Below are 24,044 nucleotides of genomic sequence, written 5' to 3' on the forward strand. Positions count from 1 at the left end.
ATAATCAATTTATTATTACTTTTGTCAAATAAAATACTGCAATCTATTGAAACTGAACGTATCCATATTAGCTATTTTACTCTGCATTCCTTTCTTATTAGGAGCAGAATATCAAAGAAATGCAGCGCTACCCAAAAAGGCTGAGCAGTTTCTGCAAGTACATTTCAAATCTACTCCGATTAAAGAAATTGAGTACGACGATGGAAAGTATGAGGTGAAACTACGCAGTGGGCATGAAATAGAATTTGATGCCGGAGGTAATTGGATTGATATAGAAGGAGAATACAGCCCTCTACCCAAGTCAATCATAGATTTACTCCCTCAAAAAGCGACTGCGTATATAGCAAATAATTATCCGAGGCGTCCTATTGTACAGATTAAGAAGAAAAAATACGGTTATAAAATCGATCTCTCTAACTCTGCTGAGCTAATGTTCAGTTTTAATGGGGACTTTTTGGGTAAAGATTAAGTGCTTATCACATTACTTTTTGGTAAACTGAATATGTATCTGAAAGCGTGTATGTTCTATAAAATGATAGTCTACTTTAAATCCGCTTTTATCACAGACAGATTTCACCAGACTTAATCCTAATCCGGTAGAATCTTTTGATTTATTACTTACTAAACGGTCGAAAAGGTTATTCTCATTTTCCTGTTTCGTACAACTGTTTTCAATTAGCAGATAAGCGGAATTCAAATCTATCCGGATAGAACCGCCCTCTATATTATGCCGGATAGCATTGATCATAAGATTCGAAATCAGTATTTCTGCCAGATTAGAATCCATCATCAATGATACTTCCCGAATTGTATTTTCGAGTGTGATATTTCGGGCTTCGATCAGTTCTTCTATATTCTCTACTAAATTCGTTATAACCTCATTGAGCTTAATTTCTTTAATTTCGTGAAACTGGTCATTACGAATTTTAGTCAGCAACAATAACGATCTATTCAGGTTAGACAACCGTGAAACAGCCTTAGATATAGAAGCAACTGAACTGATAGTTTCGTTACTAAGGTTATCTTGCTGACGGATAATATCCAGCTTTGATTTAACAATAGCTAAAGGGGTTTGCATCTCATGCGATATATCATCTGCAAAGTTTTTAGTATTCTCGTAATCATAATTGATTTTACCGACCATTTTATTGACAACCTCATTGAGTTTATCAAATTCTTTAATTCCCGAATCTTTAAGCCCCAAATTGTGCCCAATTTCGAGGTCATAATCATCCAGTTTTTCCAATGTCCGGTAGAAAGGAGACCATACTTTTCTTTTCAGGTAATAGTCGACCAGATAAGTAAATATAAAGAATAACAGAAACAATGCAATAATAGAACCGATCAGAATATAAAGTAAATCGTCAAATTCGAATGTCTGCTGGTTTACATTAATCAGGTGCTGCTTATTTTTATAATGGACAGTAAAATACAATTGGCGGTATGGGAGAAAAGCACCCGAATTTTCATTATACAAGAGGGTGTCTCTAAATCCGAGAGAATAATTGTCGGTTGGCAGGATTATACGTTGCTCTACCCTCTGCGGCTGAATAACCGAGGCCGAAAATTCGATCATGGTATCATTCAGGGCTACATAATTCTCGATACGGTCTTTATATTCATTCAGTATCTGGTCTGTAGACTGATGAATGAATATCTTGAAGATAAAATATATGGAGACTCCTCCCAGTATCATTATAGAGAAAAGAGTCAGCAAAAGATATTTGCGTATTACATGAAAAAGCCTCATCGTTCGCCAAATTGATAGCCTATGCCGTATACAGTATGTATATAATCTTTAGACCCTGCATCGATCAGCTTCTTTCGCAGATTCTTTATATGGGTATATATAAAATCATACGAATCGGCGACCAAGCTCATATTATCGCCCCAGAGATGTTCGGCAATAGCTTCCTTATCCATCACTTTCGACTGATTCGTTATAAAATAAAGCAGTAAGTCGTATTCTTTCTTAGTCAAGATCAGCTCTTTATCTAAAACCGTAACTTTACGGCCATCAAAGAATATTGTTATTTCTTTATATTCCAACGAATTTCCTCCTTTAAAATTGCGTCGTCTGATAATAGACTTTATACGTGCATTGAGCTCCGACAGATGGAAAGGCTTTGTCAGATAATCGTCGGCTCCGATATCCAAGCCTACTAATTTATCGTCTAATGAGTTCTTTGCCGATATAATAATCACTCCGGCATCGGTATCTTTTTCTTTTAGCAGGCGGATCAAATCCAAACCTGTTCCACCCGGCAAAGTGATATCTATAATCAAACAATCGTAATTGTAAAGAGATACTTTTTCTTCTCCATCAGGGTAAGTAGATGCTGTTTCGATTGCAAATCCTTCCGATTGCAAATATGTTACGATGGACTCTTGCAAGTCTATCTCATCTTCAACCAGTAGTAATTTCATTTGTAGTATTGTTTTAAAGAGCGTGAAAATCAATGCCGGTATTTTATTCAGAAGGAACTATCTTCACTCCGATTTTTTCTATTCCGGATAATGGTTCATCCCGCATACCCTGAACTATTTTTAATGTATAATTGCGTTTAGCGTCAAATATCAGTTTTCTTTTATATACTACCGATACCTGATAGATAGAACCAAAGCCCGAACCGTGCCAGTTTCCTTTATCATCGACCAATGCATACTCAATTTCGTATGCGATAAAATCTCTTTTCGAAAAATTATCTTTGGTATATAACCAGATATTCTGATATTCATAGTCTGCCGTATTTACAATCTCCAGATTGACATCATAAGGTATTCCGGGAATGACAGCCGCCGAATCGACCTCAAAAGTAATAGTATCAAACCTGCTCCATTTTACATCGGGTAGCTCTATAAACTGATAATATGCCTCCCGTTGATTACACGAGAGACATATTAATGACATTATAATTGCGGTAATATATATTACTTTATCCTTCATTCGGAGAGTTATTTTCCTTTCCCTGAGCTCGATTGTCACCATTACGGTTTCGATTACGATTCCGGTTATTACGGTTCCGGTTTCTTTGCTGCGATTCGGCATTATTGCGTGGCTCGTTATTATTAGTAGCTACAGCTTCTTTATTATTAGCCCGCTGATTATTATTGGAATTCTGGTCTTTGTTTCGTGGAGCCTGATTTTGCGCACGGTTTTCATTTTCCGGTTGACGCTTGTCTCCTCTTACAACTTTCTTTTTTCCATTGTTTCGCGAACCTTTATTATCAAAGCGATTGATATTTTCTTGTTCAAGGATATCTTTCGGCTGCAATTTTTCGTTTACCTCATCTTCATCCAGAGTCAGTTTTACCGGCTTATTACCATTTTTATTCATCCTGATTACTTCGTACACCCTGTCTTTCGGTAGTGAAACCAGGTTGGCAGCGAAGTTCTTATCAGTCGAATAAGTCATTGTTCCGGAAAGGATATCCGTTTTAAAATGGAAATATGAACCATCTTTTGTATCTAATACAGTTTCTCTTGACGGAAGTTTACGCTGAGCCTCTACATAGGTATCTACCTCATAGTTAAGGCAACACTTAAGCTTACCACACTGTCCTGCCAATTTCTGCGGATTTAGCGAAATATCCTGAAAACGGGCTGCCGACGTAGATACTGAAACAAAGTTAGACATAGAGCTCGAACAGCAAAGTTCGCGCCCACAAGGGCCGATACCTCCTACCCTGCCAGCTTCCTGACGGGCTCCGATCTGTTTCATCTCGATCTTTACACGGAATTTTTCGGCATATACTTTAATCAATTGACGAAAATCGACACGCTCATCTGCGATATAATAGAAGATAGCTTTATTGCCATCACCCTGATACTCGACATCACTGATCTTCATTTGCAAGCCCAACTCTTCCGCTATTTCGCGCGCACGTAGCATCGTTTTATGCTCAAGGGCTTTAGCTTCGTTGTATTTATCAATATCAGCCGGCTTCGCGATACGGTAAATACGCTTATGTTCTCCTGTTTGTGACCGGTAGTTATTCTTTCTCATTTGCAGAGGAACGAGTTTTCCCGTTAGGGTGACCTCACCGATATCGTGCCCGGGTGTTGCTTCAACTGCTACAACATCACCTTTGTACAATTCCAGATTATTACTATTCAAATAATACCCTTTGCGGGTATTCTTAAACTGTACTTCTACCATTTGAGAACTTGCTTCGGCCTCGGGTAAATCTGATAGCCAATCGAATACTTCGAGTTTATGTGTACCTTTTGTACAACAACATTTCGATTTTTTCGAACATCCGCCACATCCTTTACTTTCTCCCGATTTGCTGCTTCCGCATCCACAGCCTTCACCTGTTTTACAACCACATGCACCTCCGGGATTTTTACCACATGTACAAAGATTATTTTCGATAGTCGACGCCATTTTTATAGCTGTGCCTATACTTGTTTCTCCTTGTTCTGCTACCTTATCTCCTTTACATGTACATCCTATTGGGGTTTTACAGGTTCCTTTGCAGTCGTTTATACGTTTACTGCCTCTATCTTGATTTAAACTGAACTCCATTGTATATAATTAATTGTAAGTAAAACAAAGTCCCTTTCACGACTTTGTGGGTTTATATTTTAGATAACCAAGACCTCTATGACATGATATCCGGATCTTGTTATATATTTCAATGTCCTGACGATCCTTATCTTTTCAGCAGCATCGTTATTTTAAGGCACAGATCAAAAAATACCATCTTGGCATTTACATTCTGCTCGATATGTCTTTCGGCCAAAGACAGTTCATCTGTGAAGTCTATAATATTCCGCTCATTTATAAACGGAGCGAAACGTATACCGAAATTAGCTTCGTCCGATTTCAAATATACCATTTCGGGGTGTTGGAGATTACTTATAAAGTACTCCCTGATCATCCGCTGACAATATACTAAAAAATTCTTTTGTCTTTCTCTTCCTACCGAAGCTATCTCGTTTGCTATCGACTTTATATCCTTTATACTCCGGGCATATGATGATCTCATCATTGTAACAAAAAGATTGAAAAAGAATTTATGTTCTTCGTTCAAGCTTATTGTATCAATCGCTTTCAAATAACTGCCGTTAGCAATATGAGCTACCGAAGCTGCATCGTCCGGCTGAATATTATAATCGGATTCTAAAGCCTGTATTATGTCCTGCTTTTCTATATTATGAATATTAACCCTTTGACATCGAGACTGTATGGTAGCGATAATCTGATCCGGATTATTAGACACTAATATAAATACCGTATTATCATACGGTTCTTCTATGATCTTCAATAATTTATTAGCACAAGCCTCATGCATCCTTTCGGGCTGCCAGATAATCATAACCCTGTATTTAGCCTCATATATTTTAAGACTTAGTTTACGGATTATCTCTTCGCTTTCTTTGGCATATATCATGCCCTGTGCATTTTCTGCTCCGATATAATTCAGCCATTGGCTCAAACCAAAATACGAATGCCCGTCTACGAACGTGCGCCAATCGGCAATATAATCGTCACATATCTCTTTTTTATCTTTTTTGATAACAGGAAAAACGAAGTGGAGGTCGGGGTGTGCCAGATGTTTGTATTTCAAACATGATGCACATTTTCCGCACGAATCATTTTCCTGCGGATCAAGACAGTTTAAATATTGGGCATAAGCTATCGCCAACGGAAGCTTTCCGACTCCCTCGGGTCCACAAAAAAGCCGGGCATGCGGAACAATCCCTTTCTTTACGGAATTGATCAGTTGCTCCTTTATTTCTTGTTGTCCGATTATATCTTTATAAAACACACCTTTATCAAATAATCCTTAATATACTTCTTTTGCTATACGGCGTACACTTTCGGTAGCCATCAACGAATAAAAGTGAATACTGGGTACACCTGCTGCGATCAGCTCTCTGGTCTGCTGAATTCCCCATTCAACTCCGATTTCTTTCGCATCTGCATCATTTTTGCATTTCCTCAGTTCAGATGCCAGCTCTTCTGGAATATCCGAACGGAAGATACGAGGTAATACGGTCAATTGATTTTGCAGACAGATGGGTTTTACTCCCGGTATAATCGGAATGGTTATACCTTCTGCCCGACATTTATCAACAAATGAAAAGTACTTTTTGTTGTCGAAAAACATCTGAGTAACCAAATATTCTGCTCCTTGCTCCTGTTTCAGTTTCAAATAGTAGATATCCGACTCGAAATTAGGAGCTTCTTCATGCTTTTCAGGATAGCAGGCCATCCCGTAAGAAAACGGCGTAGTAAACTTATCGAAAGTGGTACCGTCCGCCGAAACTCCTTTATTAAATTGCTCTACCTGCATCTGTAAATCTGTTGCATGTGCATTAAAATTGCCAATCATCTGATCTGCATCCAGTTTGTTTGCATCACCTCTCAGCAACAGCAGATTATGAACACCTAAGAAATTCAGGTCGATCAACGCGTACTCGGTTTCTTCACGGGTAAAACCTTTACATATCATGTGAGGAATTGCGGTAACTTTATACTTAGCCTGAATAGCAGCTGCAATAGCCACCGTACCGGGACGCTTACGTACGTTAACCTTACGCACATTACCATCGGGCATATCTTTATAGATATTCTCGCTATGGTGCGTCGTAATATTAATATATTTCGGATCGAATTCGATCAGCTTATCTATTATATTATATACTTTCTCAATGCTATTGCCTTTCAGAGGCGGAAGTATTTCGAATGAGAAAGCTGTTTTTCCTTTATTTTTAGCTATCAGATCTGTAACTTTCATATGTCGTTTTTTTCTTTTTTTCGTAATAAACAGGGTTAGCCCTTATTTGAAAATCGCTTTGAACAAATCATTTCCGTTTGCATAAATCAACAATGCAAACAAAAACACCATACCCGCAACTTGTGCATACTCCATAAACTTCTCATTCGGTTTACGACGGGTAATCATTTCATAAAGTAAAAACATAACATGTCCCCCGTCAAGAGCCGGAATAGGTAAAATATTCATCACTGCCAGAATAACAGATAAGAATGCTGTCATAAACCAGAATCCCTGCCAATCCCATGTTGCAGGAAACAGACCTCCGATTGCACCAAAACCTCCTAAGTTAGAAACACCTTCTTTTGTAAACACAAAACTAAACTGGGCAATATAGCCTTGCAGCGTTTCCTTTGCCAGTTTCAATCCGGCAGGAAAAGAGGAGAAGAACCCTACTTTATCGTGCTTTATCTGGAAGTATTTATTGAAAGGCCCTGACGAAAATCCCAGAACCCCTGTACTATCCACATGAGCTGTAGTTGAATACAAAGAATCTTCGCGGTAAAAGCTAACCGTTACATCCGAATTGAGATTCTCTCCTAAGGACTTCCTTAAAGAAGCAAATGAGATTACAGATTTATCATTCACAGAAACAATACTGTCTCCGGGCATCAACCCACATTTTTTTGCTTCCGAATCTGGCATTACACTATCTACAATAGCAGGTACGCGAACTTCGTAAGCCATTCTTTTAGACCCTATCATTTTGTCTGCAAAATCAGCAGGCATCACAATCGTTTGTTGCTTGCCATCGCGCTCTACAACAACTTCGTCTGCTTTTGCAAAACTCATCAGGGTATTCATATCCAGAGTCTTGTCCATATGGTAACGTAATTCTTTACCATCTGCACTTATTAGTTTATCTCCGTTGCGGAATCCGGCATCCTGAGCCTCTTTCGAGAATTCCATTCCTGTGGTTATATCTTTAAACGGAATATACGAGTCTCCCCACGAAAATAAAATCATGGCATAAATAACAATAGCCAACAAGATATTAAAAAGGACACCTCCGACCATAACCAGCAAGCGTTGCCAGCTTGGTTTAGACCTGAACTCCCATGCTTCAGCAGGTTTCTGCATTTGCTCCTTGTCCATTGATTCGTCTATCATTCCGGATATCTTCACATATCCACCCAATGGCAACCACCCTACGCCATACTCTGTGTCGCTGTTTTTCGGTTTAAATTTAAACAACGAAAAACCTATATCGAAAAACAGATAAAATTTCTCGACACGAATTTTGAATAAACGGGCAAACAAATAATGCCCGAATTCGTGTACGATAACCAGTATCGATAAACTTAAAATTAATTGTAACGCTTTTATCAAAAAAGTTTCCATTCAGTCTTTTAAAATGTTTGTTAATGAACCATCTCCGTAGCGATACGCCTAGCTTCTGCATTTGACTGCACATAGTCGTCGTACGTTGGTTTATTTATAAATGTTGCTTTCTGCATTGTTTTCTCTATAATATCGCTCATTTTGAGGAATCCGGTTTTGTCTTTCAGAAAAGCATCTACTACAATTTCATTTGCCGCATTTACAATACAAGGCATATTCCCTCCTCTGTTAGCTGCATCGAAGGCAAAAGCCAGATTCCGAAAACGGTCTGTATCTGCTTTCTCAAACGTCATAGTTGCCAATTTAAAAATATCCAGACGCTCGAATTTCGATTTCAGCCTGTTCGGATAACCAAAAGCATATTGTATCGGCAATTTCATGTCAGGCAAACCTAATTGAGCGATTATAGAAGAATCTTCGAACTGAACCATAGAATGAATAATTGACTGTGGATGTACTACAACCTCCACTTGGGAAGGTGCGACATCAAACAACCATTTGGCCTCGATCATTTCAAAGCCTTTGTTCATCATTGTTGCCGAATCTATAGTTATCTTGGCTCCCATATCCCAATTGGGGTGTTTCAGAGCCTCTTTTTTAGTTACTTTCTGTAACTGGTCTTTTGTAAAAGTACGGAAAGGCCCTCCTGAGGCCGTCAATAAGATTTTCTCAATAGGACTGTTCTCGCCGTTCAGACATTGAAATATAGCCGAATGCTCCGAATCTACAGGAAGAATAGGTACCCGATACTCCAAAGCCAATGACGTAATTAATTCACCCGCAACGACCAATGTCTCCTTATTAGCCAATGCAATAGGCTTTTTAGCTTTTATTGCACTAATCGTTGGCGCCAGACCCGAATACCCGACCATAGCTGTCAGAACCATATCTATAGCTTCGTCCTGAACGACTTGCTCTATAGACTTCGATCCGCCCCAAACCTTTATCGGCAAGTCTGATAAGGCCTCTTTCAAGGCCGGATATTTATCATCGTTTGCTATTACAACTATCTCCGGTTGAAATTCACGGGCCTGCTGTATCAACAAATCCAGACTGTTGTTTGCAGTAATGGCATATACTTCAAACTTGTCGGAATGTTCGCGAACTACATCCAAAGCCTGTGTTCCAATAGATCCTGTTGATCCTAGTATTGCGAGTTTACGTTTCATTATTTTAATTAGAATGATATGTATAGCTCGGGATTAACCGGACTACCTTTGTACCACAATTCAAACTGTAAAATACGCTTGGTGGCGGATTCTTTTTCTTTCTTATTCTTGTCCTTCTCTTTATTTTTATCCGTTTTATCGTCTGCTTTTTCTTTGTCCGAGCTGCTGATAATGGCTATTGCCTCTCCGGTACGTGCTTTATCCCCTGTTTTTTTCAACAACATGGAAGCTCCTTTATAAACCGAGACAAATCCGTTTTTATGCTGTATCTGCAACATATACCCGGCATCCGGATCATATCCGGCAAAAACAACCGATCCTTCGAGAGTTGCCACTATATTCTCACCGGCAGCGGCTATCTGTAAGCCATATTGTCTTAGCGACGGATTAAACCGACTTGTTATAACGCCTCTTATCGGACGGAAGAAAGTGACTCCTTCGGTAGGAGTCATATCATTAGTCGATATAGATGACAGATTATATTTCTCAGCCTCTTCGTATTCCTGTCTGTATTTCCTCTCACGACTGGTACTCTGGAGAGATTTATCGTCTTCTGCGATCATCACCGTATCGACTTTACTCTGAGATTCGGGCTGAACTTTCCCTTCAAATATATCTTTTATATTCTGCAGGTACGCATTCTGGTACAATTGCTGCTGCTCGAGCGAATCTGCCCGCATAGCCGTTTTAATAGCCTGTTCCCTGATTTCGGAGTCTAAATATCCCGGTAAGTAATTTCGCAGAGGGGTAGATATAATAATTACCGACGATACGACCATCAGCAGGAACAATGATGTTGCATACAACATGATCCCGTTAAACATCGAAACACGAAGTTTCCAAACCTCCTCTAATGTATTCTCATTCAGAATAGACAAGCGGTATTTGAAATGCATCCGTTTCCAGATACTATGTCGGTTTTTATCTTTTCTCTTTTTTGTCATCCAATACCATTAGACGTACTTATACTCTTTCATCATTACACACAAACAGCTGTAAAAACAGCCGAATGATATAATCAGAACTGCAAATTTAATAAAAGAAATAAAGTTAACGAATTTGGGTGTCACTATAATTCTATAAAGAAATATAATTTACCATCAATAAATCACTCCTTTCTAAAATAATTCGAACAAACAACTTCCATTTATTATTTTTTAGTTATTTTTGCAGCCTGCTTTTTAGGGAACTATGTCCTTTTTGGCAGTTATAATCAATATATTTTATTTATTATAAATTAAGTATGAGCCTTTTAAGTGAGAAATTATATCGATACGATGCTGCCCGCAATGCACGCGCTGCCGGTATCTATCCATATTTCAGGGAAATCCAAAGTGATCAGGATACTGAAGTTATTATAAACGGAAAGAAAGTCCTGATGTTTGGCTCCAACGCCTACCTCGGATTAACTAATCACCCGAAAGTTATAGAAGCGTCAATTGCTGCTATCAGAAAATACGGGACAGGTATGGCCGGTTCTCGTTTTCTCAATGGAACATTGGATATCCATGTCGAATTGGAGAGAAAGTTGGCTACCTTTGTTGGAAAAGAGGATGCCTTGGTATACTCTACAGGCTTCAACGTAAATCAGGGAGTTGTAGGTTGTATGACTGGTCGCGAAGATTATATTATTTGGGACGAACTGGATCATGCTTCCATTATAGAAGGAAACAGAGCTTCGCTTTCAAATAAACTTAAATTCAGGCACAATGATATGGAGTCGCTAGAGAAGCAACTTCAAAAATGTGAGCCGGATAAAGTAAAGTTGATCGTTGTAGACGGTGTTTTCAGTATGGAAGGGGATGTTACCAATCTTCCAGAAATCGTCAGACTATCTAAAAAATACAATGCCAATATCATGATTGATGAAGCTCATGGTCTTGGCGTTTTTGGTAAAAACTACAACGGTAAGGGTGTACATGACTATTTCGGCTTAACCGAACACATGGATCTTATCATGGGAACATTCAGTAAATCGCTGGCATCTATCGGAGGATTTATCGCTGCCGAAGAAGCAATTATTGATTACCTGAGACATAATTCGCGTCCATATATATTTAGTGCAAGTATCACTCCGGGAGCTACAGCTGCCGCCAGTACCGCCCTCGATATTCTGATATCAGAACCGGAGCGTGTAGCTAATCTTTGGAAAATAACCAATTACGCATTGGATGGCTTCCGCTCGTTAGGTTGCGAAATAGGTCACACTTCCAGTCCTATTATTCCTTTATTTATCAGAGACAATGAGAAAACATTCATTATAACACGTACTCTGTTTGAAGAAGGTATCTTTGTTAATCCGGTTGTATCTCCTGCAGTTGCACCTAAAGATACATTGATCAGGTTCTCGTTAATGGCTACCCATACTAAAGAGCAAGTAGATATTGCTTTAGATAAGATTGGTAAACTTTTCCGGAAAATGGGTGTTCTCACTGAGAATGTAGAAAAAGCATAATTTGCATCAACATAATAAGTCAACCCCTGTTTCGTTTAAAGAAATAGGGGTTATTTATTTTTTTAGGCGAAATCATGAAACGTTATATCCTATTTTGCTTCACGGTATTATTATTCAACCACTATGTATCAGCCGGTTTCTCTGCGTCTGGTGCGAGTGGTGATCCTTTTCAGTACACCTCCGGCTTATCCGGTACCGGAATCGAAAAGATATATATTTTCAATGGCTTAACAGGTTCTACAATTTTATACACAACTTCGAGTTCTGATATTGTTACATTTTATACTTATACAACAAGCCTATCCGATAAACAACCGGTTTCCCTTTCTGATATCAGCACAAGCAGTAGTGGCAATCAGACCATTTACACCATATCCAACATACAAGATGGTAAAGGTTATGTAGCCGAAACTAATGGTAGCACAAGTGCTGTAGTAGGGGTATTGGATTACAATCTTCATAAACCTGTATTAAACTCTATATCTGTCACAGAATCGGACGACAAATGTATTTTTGTCAGATTACAGATAGACAAATCCGACGAGCTGTTATTTTATACTCCAGCAGGAAGAGCCTTATCCTTAGACAGGCTGTACGACCTGCAATATCAGACATTGGATTCGAGCACCAAAGATTTTACAGAAACAACAAATAAATTCGAATCGATCCTGATCGGAACAGAACAAACGGTGGATGCTCCTCTGGCCGATACAAAATTTATTTTATCGGGAGATCAGATTGCTAAGCATTTCGGGATCGAAACAGAAATAGAAAGCGCAGAATATACAGCTGTTGCTGTGAAAGGGTTTATAGAAGCAGAGCAAATATCTACAACTGATAACAGTCAGGATTCTACAGATTTAGGCGGATCAGCGCCTGCCCAAATACAATTCACTGGCTATGCCAATGAACCCGTGGCTTTATATTACACGTGGTTTATATACAATTCGAAAAATCCGGACGATCTTGTAGCCAGATACATGGATAAGAGTTTTACTTATACCTTTAATAATTCGGGAGACTACACTATTATTCTCGAAGTGGCTAACAGGTCATCATCATGCCCTGATACCACAAGTATCCAATTCAGCATTTCAGAATCAGCTTTGGATGCGCCTAATTACCTCGCTGTTGGAGGGGATAAAGAATTCAAGGTATATTACAAATCGCTGGTAAAATTTAAGTGTAGTATCTTTAATCGTTGGGGGAACAAAATTTATGAATGGACCGACCCTGCAAAAGGCTGGGATGGTAAGTACAAAGGCAGTTATGTATCTACAGGCGTATACTTCTATATAATTACTGCTGAAGGATCTGACGGCAGGAAATATAAATTGGACGGAGATATAAACGTTTTGAGATCAAAACAATCATCGGAACAATTATAGAGAAGAGATAAGCTGAGCGGTAGTTTCTACGGTGATTTTATCTTTAGTTGGGGTCATATTTTCCCATAACCAGTTATAATACTGTATTATTGTAACCGCATCTATATGCGGACGTGTTGCTGTTGTATGGGCATCCGAGGCAATATATATTTTGAGGTCTCTGACCAAAGCTGCTTTTACAGTAGAATCTACGCAAAAATCAGTAGCACATCCGCATACATACAGTTCATTTATTCCTTCCTTACTAAGTAACGATTCCAATTCGGTATTATAGAAAGCATCATTTGCATCTTTTATAACAACCAGATCTGATGATTCCTGAATCAATTCGGGCAATATATTGAAATCGTTTGTACCCGGAAAAAGATAATCTTCCTTTGTTCCATCATGCTGAATATATATCACCGGATAACCTAAACTTCTGAACTTTACTGATAGCAAATTAATTCGTTCGATTGTCTGCAACGTATTATGCCGGATAGTATAAGGTTTGAAACATCCGATTTGCATGTCTACAATTAAAAGAGCTTTCATTGTTATTTTAATTACTTTTTGGATATTCTATATCTTTCATCGTCATAAAACAGAACCGGCATATTAAAAAGATAATATAAGCAAAGACAAGATATCTGACGCAATCTACATGATGCAAATAAATCAAAGCATAAGTTGCGGCTACAATACCGGCAGTTATTAACGTTACCCATTTTATAAGAGATTTGATATTAGCTTTCTTCCCCCATGTGACAGGCTTGAATGCCCAGTTTATAGGAACAACAAAAGCATTTACCAAAAGTATTGAATACGACATATACTCGTGTCTCACATCATTCAGCAGGCATAAAATTGCGACCAAACCGATCATCGCTCCGTAATATAATTTTCCGTTTTTAGTAGACGCACTCGAAGGCATATCTGTAGCCATGAATATGGTTCCCAGTAAAAGCCCCCCTACAGAAAAGCGGATATCCTTATATGCAAACACCTGTAATAGAATAAAAAATGTAACAAGTAGTGCAAATGGAATATGCCACGATATACGCCGGCGGAGCAATAAATACACACCTCCAAGTACAAGGAAGATAACCGAATACTCACCAATCGCACCCGAAGATTTAAAGAAAAGTGAATTGAGGTATGTAATCAAACCGCTATCACCGAATATATTGAAGACGGACAGCTCTTTAAAGTTCAGGTAATCTTTATTATACCAGATACTTCCGGAAGTCATTATTGCCGGAAAGAATACAGTCATAAACTCACGTCCGACCAAAGCCGGATTCAGTATATTACGCCCTAAACCGCCCCACAATATCTTTCCGAAGATAACAGCCATTGCCGCCCCGAAAGCTACAACATACCATGGTGTGAAAGGAGCCAATGTAAAAGACAAAAGTATGGCTGTTACTATAGCCGAACCATCTTTCAATGTATCTTTCTTATTGAGGAAGAAAGCAGCAAATACAAATTCAGCAAGTACTGCACTGATTACAGCTACAAACATCACCAGAAAAGGTGCTTCGCCATAGGCAAAATAAGACATGGCTGCACAGGGTACGAGCGCGAGCAATACGTCAGACATTATTTCCCATACACTATCGCGGGCTCTAACGAAGGGCGTATATAAGGGTTGTGGTTTATTTATTGTTTCAGTAGGCATTTCAGGCACAGTCTTAATTGTTTATTTCTCTCTGTTTTTGTTTTCCTTTTTTAATGCTTTCTATCAAAGGCACATCACTAGGACAGATATACTCACAGGCAGCGCACTCGATACACAGGCTTAAACTGTATTTTTCGAGTTGTGAATATTTTTCTTTCCGGTAATTTTCTTCAAACTTCATCGGCATAAGGTGCATCGGACAGACATCCACACAGTATCCGCACGATATACAGTTATTCCGCTTAATCTCTTTCTTCCTGAATAATAAAACCCCCGAAGAGCCTTTTGTTACGGGAGCAGAGGTATCAACCACATTCTTGCCCATCATTGGTCCCCCCAATACAACAATATCTTCATCGGGAATACCCGATAGGCCCTGCGATTGCAATATATGGCTTATAGGAGTACCGATAGCTACTTCCAGATTTCCGATCCGTTTCGATTCTTCGCCCGATATAGTCACAATTCTTTCTGTCAAGGGCTTACGCTCGGCTACTGCTTTATAAACAGCATATACAGTACCGGCATTACTCACAATAATACCTTCGTCGCGAGGTAAAACCCCACGAGGCAATACTTTACCTGTGACCGACTTGATCAGTTGCAATTCTCCTCCCTGAGGATATTGGTTGGGTAATACCTTTACCTGAATATGGTTGTATTCTGTTTTTGCCAGAAACGGACGGAACACATCCAGTAAATCTTTGTTCTGTTCTTCGATAGAAAGAACTATTCTCGAAGCATTCAATATTTTATTAACAATAGTGATACCCTCGAAAAGTTGCGAAGTATACTCTTTCATCAGAATATAATCGGCTGTAAGATAAGGTTCGCACTCTGTTCCGTTGATAATAAAAGTATCTATTTTATGTCCTTGTAAAGTATATTTAATATGGGTTGGAAATTGAGCACCACCCTCTCCCACTATTCCGGCATCCTTTATAAGAGCAATAATCTGTTCCGGAGTTAAACCCGCTACATCATCAGATGGTAATACTAATTCTTCGTATCTGAAATCGTTAGCCAGAACAATCATATCCGTCATCGAGCCTTCAGCCTGAGGATGTTTTCCTATAGATTGTATTATTCCCGAAACCGGAGCATGTATATTAGCCGACATAACACCGGCTCCTTGAGCAATTATCTGATATTTTTTCACCTGTTCCCCTATTGCGACAACAGGCTCGGCAGGCTTTCCTATATGTTGCGATAAAGAAAGATACAAAAGCGGAGCATTGTCTATTTTCTCAATAGACTTCTTCTTTGTATCACGCTTCATCGAAAAAATATGCATCATAATGTTTATGCTATTATATTTTTTTCAAATCCTTCGGTAAAGGCTATATTGTTATCCTTATCGACCAAAAACCCCGATACAGGAAATTGTTTCGACAATTCTTTCATCTTCTTTATAAATCCATCCACCGATTGATTAAACAATCCGGTAGATATTATATCACCTATCATACATGTTTCGGTTATAATTCCGATCTGCTTATTTGTTGACGGATAACCTGTGACAGGACTCAGGATATGACCGTATTTTTGTCCGTCTATCTCAACAAATATCTTATTCTGTGCTGAAGTTGAATAACAGGCATTTGACAGCTTCAATTTAAATAAATAACCGTCGGACTGTGCATTTTTTACATCTACCGTCCATTCGGGATGTACTTTATTATTGATTGCCAGAATAGTACTGCCTCCTGCATTGATTATTGCATCGGTTATCTGTTCACGCCTGATCGCTTTAGCGAGTTTATCTACGGCATACGATTTCATAAATGATCCGGTAACAATCTCCTGTCCTTGTCCAATTTTCACCTGATGATCTTTTATTTCTATCCTTTTGTAATCTATGAGTTGTTTTGCTTGTGCTATTTCTCCTGAATCGGGTATGCGCCTTTGGTCATCCTTGTAAAATCCCCATAAACGAATCAACGGCATGATGGTTATATCATATTCTCTATCGAATAATTCAGAAAAATACAAAACCTGTTCTAATATATGTAAGGTCTCGTCATCGACATTTACAAATTCTCCTGCCTGACGGTTTATCTTATCAAAAAAAGAGCCTTCACTATAGGAGTTGTAATGTTTGTCTATCTGTTCTAATACTCCATAAAACTCGTCGAATAACCTTTCGTCACTGAACGCAGGTATCTTAACCTTGATATGGGCATGGAAAAGTTTTCGTATCTGAGCTTTGTATGCAAGCATCACTCTGTAGCTGTAGCTTCTTCGGATGAAGCCGGTTCAACTGTTGTTTTGGGTGCTTCTTTTACTTCTTCTTTTTTCTCGGCTTTAGAGGTAACCTCAGCTTTTTCTTTCACCTGAACCTTAGGTTGAGCCTGTGTTTTGATTTCTTTCGGTTTTTCGGACGCAGCTTTTGGCTGTTCGGTTAAAGGCTGTACTTCTTTTACTTCAACAGGCTCCACCTCTTCTGTAATTACAGATTCTTGTACAGCAGATTCTGTTTTCGCAGGTTCGTCCTTTGTATCTTTATCCTCACCAGCCCCGAAAACAGTATTGATTGCCGCCTTATTACCAAAAACAACTAACACAATACCGAAGAGAAATAATATAACTTTCTTTAGCGTTGTCATTTCACTTTTATTTATATAAATAGACTATAAAAATACGGATAAAATAGACTTACTTGATTATACGAAATAAAAAAAAGGTCTTATTAATATAAAATAAGACCTTTTAAGTTCTCTGACCTTTTTGTCGGTTTTATAAATACAATAGTAATTAAATATACCTATTGTTATTTATAATAATTCAGTATAAATCAAAAAGCCTTGTTTACTTTAGACAAGGGTTCGTTTACATTAAAGTATTTACAATCGATATTAGCAGCCCCCATAGCTTCCACCCGTTTAGAGTGCATTTCCGCATAATTATGGGCAGACTCCATATCCTTAAAAAGATAAATACCACCACTCAGTTCGGTTTCAGGGTTTTCGATCCATATCTTGGAAATAAACCCCGGCTCATTATTTATACTTTCAGCCAAAGGCCTTGCATTTTCGGTCAAAGCTTCTCCCATCATTTCCGGAGGAAAGCTGAAGTTTATTTGCAGTAATACCATAGTCCTTAATTCTTTAGTTAAACAATGTCTGTGTTTTATTCGGCTTCAAGAGCCATATTATGGAATACATTCTGTACATCTTCGTCGTCTTCGAACTTATCAAGAAGTTTATTCAGTAATACACGCTGCTCTTCGGTCACCTCTTTCAGTTCGTGCGGGATACGTTCAAACTCTGCACTATGGATTTCGAAACCATTTTCTTCCAGATACTTCTGGATATCCGAATATGACTTGAATTCTCCATAAAGTACTATTTCGTTTTCTTCCTCATCGTGATCTATCTCATCTACGCCATAATCGATCAGTTCGAGTTCCAATTCATCCAGAGACACTCCTTCTTTTGCTGCAATTTTAAAGACACATTTATGATCGAACAAAAATTCGAGGCTGCCCGATGTACCCAAAGACCCGTTATGCTTGTTAAAGTAGCTCCGTACATTTGCTACAGTACGTGTAGGGTTGTCCGTCGCCGTTTCCACTACAATAGCGATACCGAATGGGCCGTAACCTTCATATACAACTTCCTTATAGTCTGACTCGTCTTTAGAGATAGCCTTTTTGATGGCACGTTCGACATTCTCCTTAGGCATATTTTCTTTTTTTGCCTGTTGTTCCAAAACGCGCAAACGTGGGTTCGTATCCGGGTCAGGGCCACCTTCTTTTACGGCAATTGTAATCTGTTTTCCTAGTTTAGTAAACACACGGGCCATATTACCCCAACGTTTCATTTTCGTTGCTTTGCGGTATTCGAACGCTCTTCCCATAATCTCTATGTATAATTTATATTATATTTTTTGTGAATGTAAGTATTTATATAACAAAAAGGCTCTCAAGCTTTTTGGTTAATGAATACAAAAGTACAAAAAAACATAAAGACTAGAAACTATTCCATTAAATCGAACTCATTAATAATAGTGATTTTTTGCCTCTAATATCATTATTATATGTTATTGACCGTTCTATAAAATTAGAATTCTTTTGCATAGTTTTTTTTAATATTCAATAATCTAATAAAAAACAATGAAATCAAAATTCGTTTTAATGCTACTGATATTTATTTCAACGGCCTCTTTCGCCGGAAATATCAGAGGATTAGTAAAAAATAATGCAGGAGACAACCTCGAATATGTTACGATCAGGGTCGAAGGTACAGACCGGGGAACAACGACCAATTCGGAAGGTAGCTTCTTCCTGAAGAATCTACATCCCGGACAATATACTCTGAGTGTAAACCTCATCAACTTCCAGACAAAAACTTTTCAAATTCATGTAGATAACGAGACTACCGATTTGGGAGTTATCACTCTAGAACAATCAAATCAATCTCTGAATGAAGTTGTTGTATCAGCTTCAGCCAACAACTATATAACAAAGTATCCGGCAAACAGCATCCGTTTAAATGAACCATTGGTAGAAGTTCCGCAAAACATACAAGTTATCAGCAGTGCGATTATCGCCGACCAACAGATATTAAGTATGAGCGACGGTATTATCCGTAACGTCAGCGGAGTATCCCGTCAGGAACACTGGGGCGATCTTTATACACGTGTAAATATGCGAGGCGGACGTGCCGCTGCGTTTCGTGAAGGAATGAATATTACCTCGACATGGGGTCCTCTGACCGAGGATATGAGTTTTGTTGAGTCTGTTGAGTTTGTAAAAGGACCGGCAGGATTTATGATGTCAAACGGAGATCCTACAGGTATATATAATGTGGTGACTAAAAAACCTTCGGGGCAAACCAAGGGGCAAGCGTCACTAACTTTTGGCAGTTATGACTTATATAGAGCCAGTGTCGACCTCGACGGGAAACTGAATAATTCCGGTAAACTGCTTTACCGCCTTAACCTGATGGGGCAATTGAAAAATTCATTCCGTAAGAATGAATTCAACAACCGATACAGTATTGCTCCGGTAGTTACTTATATCGTAGATGATAACACAAGAATTACAGCACAATATACATTACAACATGTAGAAATGTCTAATGTAGGCTCGTATTACAGTTTTTCTACCAAGGGTTACAAATCATTGCCCCGTAACTTCACCATGTTAGCCTCAGGGATGGAACCAACTAAGATAAATGACCACACGGCTATCCTTAATTTGCAGCACAATTTCACTTCCGACTGGAAACTGACTGCACAAGCCGCTTATTTCAATTACAATCAGGTAGGAAGCTCTATGTGGCTCGATTCTATCAATGAAGCAGGCTACATCAACCGCAGGGCTTCGGTGTGGGATGCCGTGAACGAAATGAAGTTCGGACAGGTATTTGTTAATGGTAAATTCAATACCGGTAATGTGAAGCACCGTGTTCTTGCCGGACTCGATATGGGAAATAAGGAATATTGGGCAGACTGGTCACAATCGGCTCTTCTCGACACTATCGGCTCATTTAATATCTATAATCCAAATAACGGAAAACCAGCTCTCGGTTATCCAGTATTCGACAGAAGCAAAAGTATCAAAGAGCGTTCGGGAGGTCCACAGACAACTCAAACCTATACCTCTATCTATCTGCAAGATGAATTGGGATTTTTTAATGAAATGCTACGACTGACCCTTGCCGGAAGATATACCTATGTCAAAAGTAACTCTTACGGGACTATTGTAGAGAAACGTCAGTTTACTCCCCGTGTAGGATTGAGCTACTCGTTCGACCCGAATACTTCGGTATATGCTTTATATGATAAAACATTTGTTCCTCAAAACGGTGTCCGCCGCGATGGTAAAGGAATCAAACCCGTCACCGGAAATAATATGGAATTAGGAGCAAAAAAACTATGGTTTGCTGGAAGGTTTAATACCACACTATCGTTATACCGTATTATCCAAAATAACCTGCTGGCTTCCGACCCCGACAATGCTGCCGGCGAACCATATGTAGTGGAAGTAGGGCAAACCCGTGACCAAGGAGTAGAATTCGATATGCAAGGTGAGATTGTTAAGGGTTTGACTCTTGTTGCAAACTATGCTTTCAACGAATCTGTTGTAACGAAAAGTTCTTCTCAGTACGAAAAAGGAACACGGTTACCGGGCGTCTCTAAACATACGATCAATGCCAACCTGAGATACAAATTCCAATCGGGTGCACTCAACGGATTCAATATTCAGGCAGGATGTACTTCTATGATCGACCGTTCTTCGTGGTGGGCCGATAACGGAAGTGCCATGATGGAACTGCCTAATTACTTCCGTGTAGATGCCGGTGCCGGCTGGACTAACGGAGCATTATCTATAAACCTGTTGGTAAATAACGTATTCGATAAATATTTGTATTCGGGAACACCTTATACAATAGGTCAAACACCTGCCTATTACTGGCAAACAGAATCTCCTGTTAATTACAAATTTAATGTAACTTACAATTTCTGATTATATTTGCAAGCCCTATTTTTATAGGATTATATTTTAAATAATTTACAAATGGCAAAACCCTCATTCCGGAAGATAAGCTATTATCTTCATCTATGGCTGGGACTCATATCCGGAATTATCATCTTTATTGTTGCAATAACAGGATGTATCTATACTTTTCAGACCGAAATAAGGAATCTACTGCAACCGTACCAGTATGTGGAAGTACAGGATAAGCCTTTCCTCTCACCCGCAGAGTTGAAAGAAAAAGCCGAAAAGTACATATATGTAACTCCGGCTGATAGCAGTAATGTTATTTACGGAGTGACGTACGGCAAGCAGGATAAAGCAATAATTCTGGCCTATAACCACTATGATAAAGGTTATACAATCATGCTGCTTAACCCTTACACCGGAGACTATATTGCGCAACAAGCTTTAAAAGACGATTTCTTCCGGGTTATTCTCGCCGGGCACCGTAGCTTATGGCTACCCTATCCTATTGGACATCAAATCGTAGGTTGGTCGGTTCTGGTATTCGTGATAGTAACTATTACAGGACTTATCCTTTGGATACCTAAAAGATGGAGTAAAAAATCGCTGAAACCGAGATTGACAATAAAACGTAACAAAGATTCGTTCCGCTTCGTTTATGATCTGCACAATGTACTTGGTTTCTATGCAGCTTTTATTGCCCTAGCTATTGCCATCACCGGACTGACATGGAGCTTCAACTGGTTTTCGGAATCGTACTATGCGGTTGTTTCGGCAGGAAATGAATTTAAGGAGTGGAAAGTTGTTCAATCTGATACAACGCTAGTTTCGACCGACACAAATCAAAGCGATAGGCTATGGCAGCAAATGGCTAAAGAATATCCTATCGGAAAAGAAGGTACATTTATGTTCGATTTCCCTACTAAGAAAGCAGATGCTTTCCGAATCGGATATAACCCGGCGAATGACGATACTTATTATAAAAGGCATTTCAGGTTTTTCGACCAGACTTCGTTAGTAGAACTTGAGGGTGGCGGAGGTTTATACGGAATGAAGTATGAAGATTCGGCAGCAGGTGACAAGTTCTATCGTATGACCTATGATATACACGTCGGTGCCATAGCCGGATTACCGGGAAAGATTATTGTATTTTTCACCAGCCTGATTATTGCCAGCTTGCCTGTAACAGGCTTTATTCTTTGGTTGAAAAAACGGAAGAAAAAGAAATAACATTCTTTTTATACAAAAAACAGGGATACTCATAATTAAGTATCCCCGTTTTATTTTATAGTCCACTGAAACTTACATTCTCGAATAGTAACGAAGGTATTTGCCTTGATGAGTTTTTTGATAAAGGATCATTTCCGACCTCTACGAGATTACACCAAAGATCGAGTATATTGCCTGTGATATTCATCTCACTTAAAGGGGTTGACAAATTACCGTTTTCTATAAGGAAACCTTCTACTCCAAAAGAAAAATCTCCCGTAGTCGAGTTCGTATTTCCTCCATTGAAACCTGTTACCCAGATGCCATTATTCATCACTTTCAATAACTGGTTCCAGTTATTCAATCCATGTTCTATGGTCAGAACAGACGGGGAAGCAATAGTAGGTGACATATTTAACTTCAGGGAGTTATAAGAATCGATAAAATAGGTATTAAGCACACCTTTGTCAATCAGTACCTGATCGCGGGTAGCTACACCTTCGCCATCGTACCAACGTGAACCAAATGTACAAGGCATATGCGGATTGTCTTTTATAGTCAGCTTATCCGATACGATTTTAGATCCTAACTTATCCAAAAGAAATGTATTCTTTTGTTGTAATGCACTTCCATACATTGCCGATACCAAAGGAGAGAGTAATCGCGATGAAGCTGTATTATCCAGCAGCATATTATACCTGCCCGATTTAATTTTAGTTTGACCTAATTTTTGCAATGCTCTTTCCAAAGCTTTGCGGGCAATTCCTGCTTTCTGTAAGTCATTCCAATAGAGTTTACTGTCATACCAATACGATTCGGGACGTGCATCCCCTTCGGTCTTTAATGCAACCTCGGCAGTGAGGCTGAAGACCGAGTCCTGTATCATTCCTTCGAAACCGTTACTGGCAATCATATATTCGGCTCCGCATCCGTCATCGTAACTACTGACTACAGATACAATACGACTATCGGCATCTTTTATCTCTTCAACGGTAGAACGGGCTAAAGCTAATTTCTGGTCAACTGTATAATCGTAATACGAATTATCGAACAGATCAAGATTATCCGTTTTTTTCGCTTTATAATAACGGCTTACATCAGGTAAAACCCTGCAAGCATCGGGTGCAAGAAAGCGGGTCGAAGCGATGCCTTCTTTTATAGAAACATCCAATTCGTCCTTATCTAAACGATTGGTCGAAAATGTTCCATATTTCCCATCTACATACAATTCTATATATAACTTGTTTTCGGAACTCTGGTGCAATTTATCCAGTTGTAGGTTGCGGTACTCGAACGAATTATTCATCGACACCGTTAATGATACCCGGGCTGCCGAACAACCGTTTTTCAAAGCTGTATCCATTGCCCATTGTGCTATATTTTTATGTTCCGGAGTAATCATACTTTATATTTCATTTAAGGTGCAAAATTACATAGATTAGATAGATATACAATCAGTTTAATCTTTTATTTACAGTAACCTCACTGATTGGCTTTGTAACAAATTAACCGCCGTTAACGTCTTAAGTTATAAATCATGAAGAGAAACTATATTAAATCAGTAAAGTTCAAATCTTCCTTTACCTAT

General features: G+C 38.9%; 22 protein-coding genes. 5 read left to right on the forward strand and 17 right to left on the reverse strand.

Annotation, left to right across the window (positions count from 1 at the left end; translation table 11 throughout):
* Positions 1-46 precede the first annotated feature (46 nt).
* Positions 47-469, forward strand: coding sequence for a PepSY-like domain-containing protein (locus BUC12_RS07930; RefSeq protein WP_062182006.1), 423 nt, complete (start codon positions 47-49; stop codon positions 467-469).
* A gap of 12 nt (positions 470-481) precedes the next feature.
* Here the strand turns inward: BUC12_RS07930 and porY are convergent, their stop codons facing one another.
* The 9 genes from porY to BUC12_RS07975 all read right to left on the reverse strand — a co-directional run bounded on the left by porY (position 482) and on the right by BUC12_RS07975 (position 10,240).
* Positions 482-1,750, reverse strand: coding sequence for a sensor histidine kinase (porY, locus tag BUC12_RS07935; protein ID WP_062182009.1), 1,269 nt, complete (start codon positions 1,748-1,750; stop codon positions 482-484).
* Positions 1,747-2,427 carry a response regulator transcription factor gene (locus BUC12_RS07940; protein ID WP_062182012.1) on the reverse strand — a complete coding sequence of 227 codons (681 nt, stop codon included), beginning with the start codon at positions 2,425-2,427 and terminating at the stop codon, positions 1,747-1,749. The genes porY and BUC12_RS07940 overlap by 4 nt, the downstream gene beginning before the upstream one ends.
* Positions 2,428-2,470: 43 nt before the next feature.
* Complete coding sequence (locus BUC12_RS07945) at positions 2,471-2,947, reverse strand: gliding motility lipoprotein GldH (RefSeq protein ID WP_062182015.1); 477 nt, start codon at positions 2,945-2,947, stop codon at positions 2,471-2,473.
* The gene (gene ricT / locus BUC12_RS07950) at positions 2,937-4,529 is read right to left on the reverse strand and encodes a PSP1 domain-containing protein (RefSeq protein ID WP_062182018.1); all 1,593 of its coding nucleotides are present in this window, start codon (positions 4,527-4,529) and stop codon (positions 2,937-2,939) included. The genes BUC12_RS07945 and ricT overlap by 11 nt, the downstream gene beginning before the upstream one ends.
* Positions 4,530-4,656: 127 nt before the next feature.
* Positions 4,657-5,775: a DNA polymerase III subunit delta' gene (gene holB, locus BUC12_RS07955; protein WP_062182021.1), complete on the reverse strand. Its 1,119-nt coding sequence runs from the start codon at positions 5,773-5,775 to the stop codon at positions 4,657-4,659.
* A gap of 18 nt (positions 5,776-5,793) precedes the next feature.
* Positions 5,794-6,747: a methylenetetrahydrofolate reductase gene (locus BUC12_RS07960; RefSeq protein ID WP_062182025.1), complete on the reverse strand. Its 954-nt coding sequence runs from the start codon at positions 6,745-6,747 to the stop codon at positions 5,794-5,796.
* 42 nt (positions 6,748-6,789) lie between these two features.
* Entirely contained in the window at positions 6,790-8,127 is a 1,338-nt protein-coding gene (gene rseP, locus BUC12_RS07965) for an RIP metalloprotease RseP (RefSeq protein ID WP_062182028.1), read from the reverse strand.
* Positions 8,128-8,147: 20 nt separating this feature from the next.
* A complete protein-coding gene (locus tag BUC12_RS07970) occupies positions 8,148-9,296 on the reverse strand; it encodes a 1-deoxy-D-xylulose-5-phosphate reductoisomerase (protein WP_062182031.1) in 1,149 nt (382 codons plus the stop codon).
* An 8-nt stretch (positions 9,297-9,304) separates the two neighbouring features.
* Complete coding sequence (locus tag BUC12_RS07975) at positions 9,305-10,240, reverse strand: murein hydrolase activator EnvC family protein (RefSeq protein WP_062182034.1); 936 nt, start codon at positions 10,238-10,240, stop codon at positions 9,305-9,307.
* A gap of 299 nt (positions 10,241-10,539) precedes the next feature.
* On the opposite strand from BUC12_RS07975, the gene spt reads away from it, so the two are divergent.
* Positions 10,540-11,751, forward strand: a complete 1,212-nt coding sequence (gene spt / locus BUC12_RS07980) for a serine palmitoyltransferase (RefSeq protein ID WP_062182037.1) — start codon at positions 10,540-10,542, stop codon at positions 11,749-11,751.
* 74 nt (positions 11,752-11,825) lie between these two features.
* On the forward strand, positions 11,826-13,139 hold the full coding sequence (locus BUC12_RS07985) for a T9SS type B sorting domain-containing protein (RefSeq protein ID WP_062182042.1): 1,314 nt from the start codon (positions 11,826-11,828) through the stop codon (positions 13,137-13,139).
* On the opposite strand, the gene BUC12_RS07990 is transcribed toward BUC12_RS07985, so the two are convergent.
* From BUC12_RS07990 to BUC12_RS08020, 7 genes are all read right to left on the reverse strand, one after another.
* Positions 13,134-13,673 carry a cysteine hydrolase family protein gene (locus tag BUC12_RS07990; RefSeq protein WP_062182046.1) on the reverse strand — a complete coding sequence of 180 codons (540 nt, stop codon included), beginning with the start codon at positions 13,671-13,673 and terminating at the stop codon, positions 13,134-13,136. The two genes, BUC12_RS07985 and BUC12_RS07990, sit on opposite strands and share 6 nt — an antisense overlap.
* A gap of 7 nt (positions 13,674-13,680) precedes the next feature.
* Positions 13,681-14,799 carry an RnfABCDGE type electron transport complex subunit D gene (locus tag BUC12_RS07995; protein ID WP_062182049.1) on the reverse strand — a complete coding sequence of 373 codons (1,119 nt, stop codon included), beginning with the start codon at positions 14,797-14,799 and terminating at the stop codon, positions 13,681-13,683.
* A 13-nt stretch (positions 14,800-14,812) separates the two neighbouring features.
* A complete protein-coding gene (gene rsxC / locus BUC12_RS08000) occupies positions 14,813-16,096 on the reverse strand; it encodes an electron transport complex subunit RsxC (RefSeq protein WP_062182052.1) in 1,284 nt (427 codons plus the stop codon).
* A 5-nt stretch (positions 16,097-16,101) separates the two neighbouring features.
* Positions 16,102-17,019 (reverse strand): FAD:protein FMN transferase, encoded by a 918-nt coding sequence (locus BUC12_RS08005; RefSeq protein WP_236689402.1) that lies wholly within the window; start codon positions 17,017-17,019, stop codon positions 16,102-16,104.
* A complete protein-coding gene (locus BUC12_RS08010; protein ID WP_062182058.1) occupies positions 17,019-17,405 on the reverse strand; it encodes a hypothetical protein in 387 nt (128 codons plus the stop codon). The genes BUC12_RS08005 and BUC12_RS08010 overlap by 1 nt, the downstream gene beginning before the upstream one ends.
* Before the next feature lie 188 nt (positions 17,406-17,593).
* On the reverse strand, positions 17,594-17,893 hold the full coding sequence (locus BUC12_RS08015) for a monooxygenase (RefSeq protein ID WP_062182062.1): 300 nt from the start codon (positions 17,891-17,893) through the stop codon (positions 17,594-17,596).
* 35 nt (positions 17,894-17,928) lie between these two features.
* Positions 17,929-18,657, reverse strand: a complete 729-nt coding sequence (locus BUC12_RS08020) for a YebC/PmpR family DNA-binding transcriptional regulator (protein ID WP_062182065.1) — start codon at positions 18,655-18,657, stop codon at positions 17,929-17,931.
* 256 nt (positions 18,658-18,913) lie between these two features.
* Between BUC12_RS08020 and BUC12_RS08025 the strand changes: the two genes are divergently transcribed.
* Both BUC12_RS08025 and BUC12_RS08030 read left to right on the forward strand, forming a co-directional pair.
* Positions 18,914-21,271, forward strand: coding sequence for a TonB-dependent siderophore receptor (locus BUC12_RS08025; RefSeq protein ID WP_062182068.1), 2,358 nt, complete (start codon positions 18,914-18,916; stop codon positions 21,269-21,271).
* Between the two features lie 51 nt (positions 21,272-21,322).
* Positions 21,323-22,477 carry a PepSY-associated TM helix domain-containing protein gene (locus BUC12_RS08030; protein ID WP_062182071.1) on the forward strand — a complete coding sequence of 385 codons (1,155 nt, stop codon included), beginning with the start codon at positions 21,323-21,325 and terminating at the stop codon, positions 22,475-22,477.
* A gap of 55 nt (positions 22,478-22,532) precedes the next feature.
* Here BUC12_RS08030 and BUC12_RS08035 read toward each other — a convergent pair whose 3' ends face one another.
* Positions 22,533-23,858, reverse strand: coding sequence for a TldD/PmbA family protein (locus tag BUC12_RS08035; RefSeq protein WP_062182074.1), 1,326 nt, complete (start codon positions 23,856-23,858; stop codon positions 22,533-22,535).
* Positions 23,859-24,044 lie beyond the last annotated feature (186 nt).

Origin of the sequence: Indolivaga macrotermitis, from assembly GCF_900128985.1 — a bacterium.
GTDB lineage: Bacteria > Bacteroidota > Bacteroidia > Bacteroidales > Dysgonomonadaceae > Dysgonomonas_A > Dysgonomonas_A macrotermitis.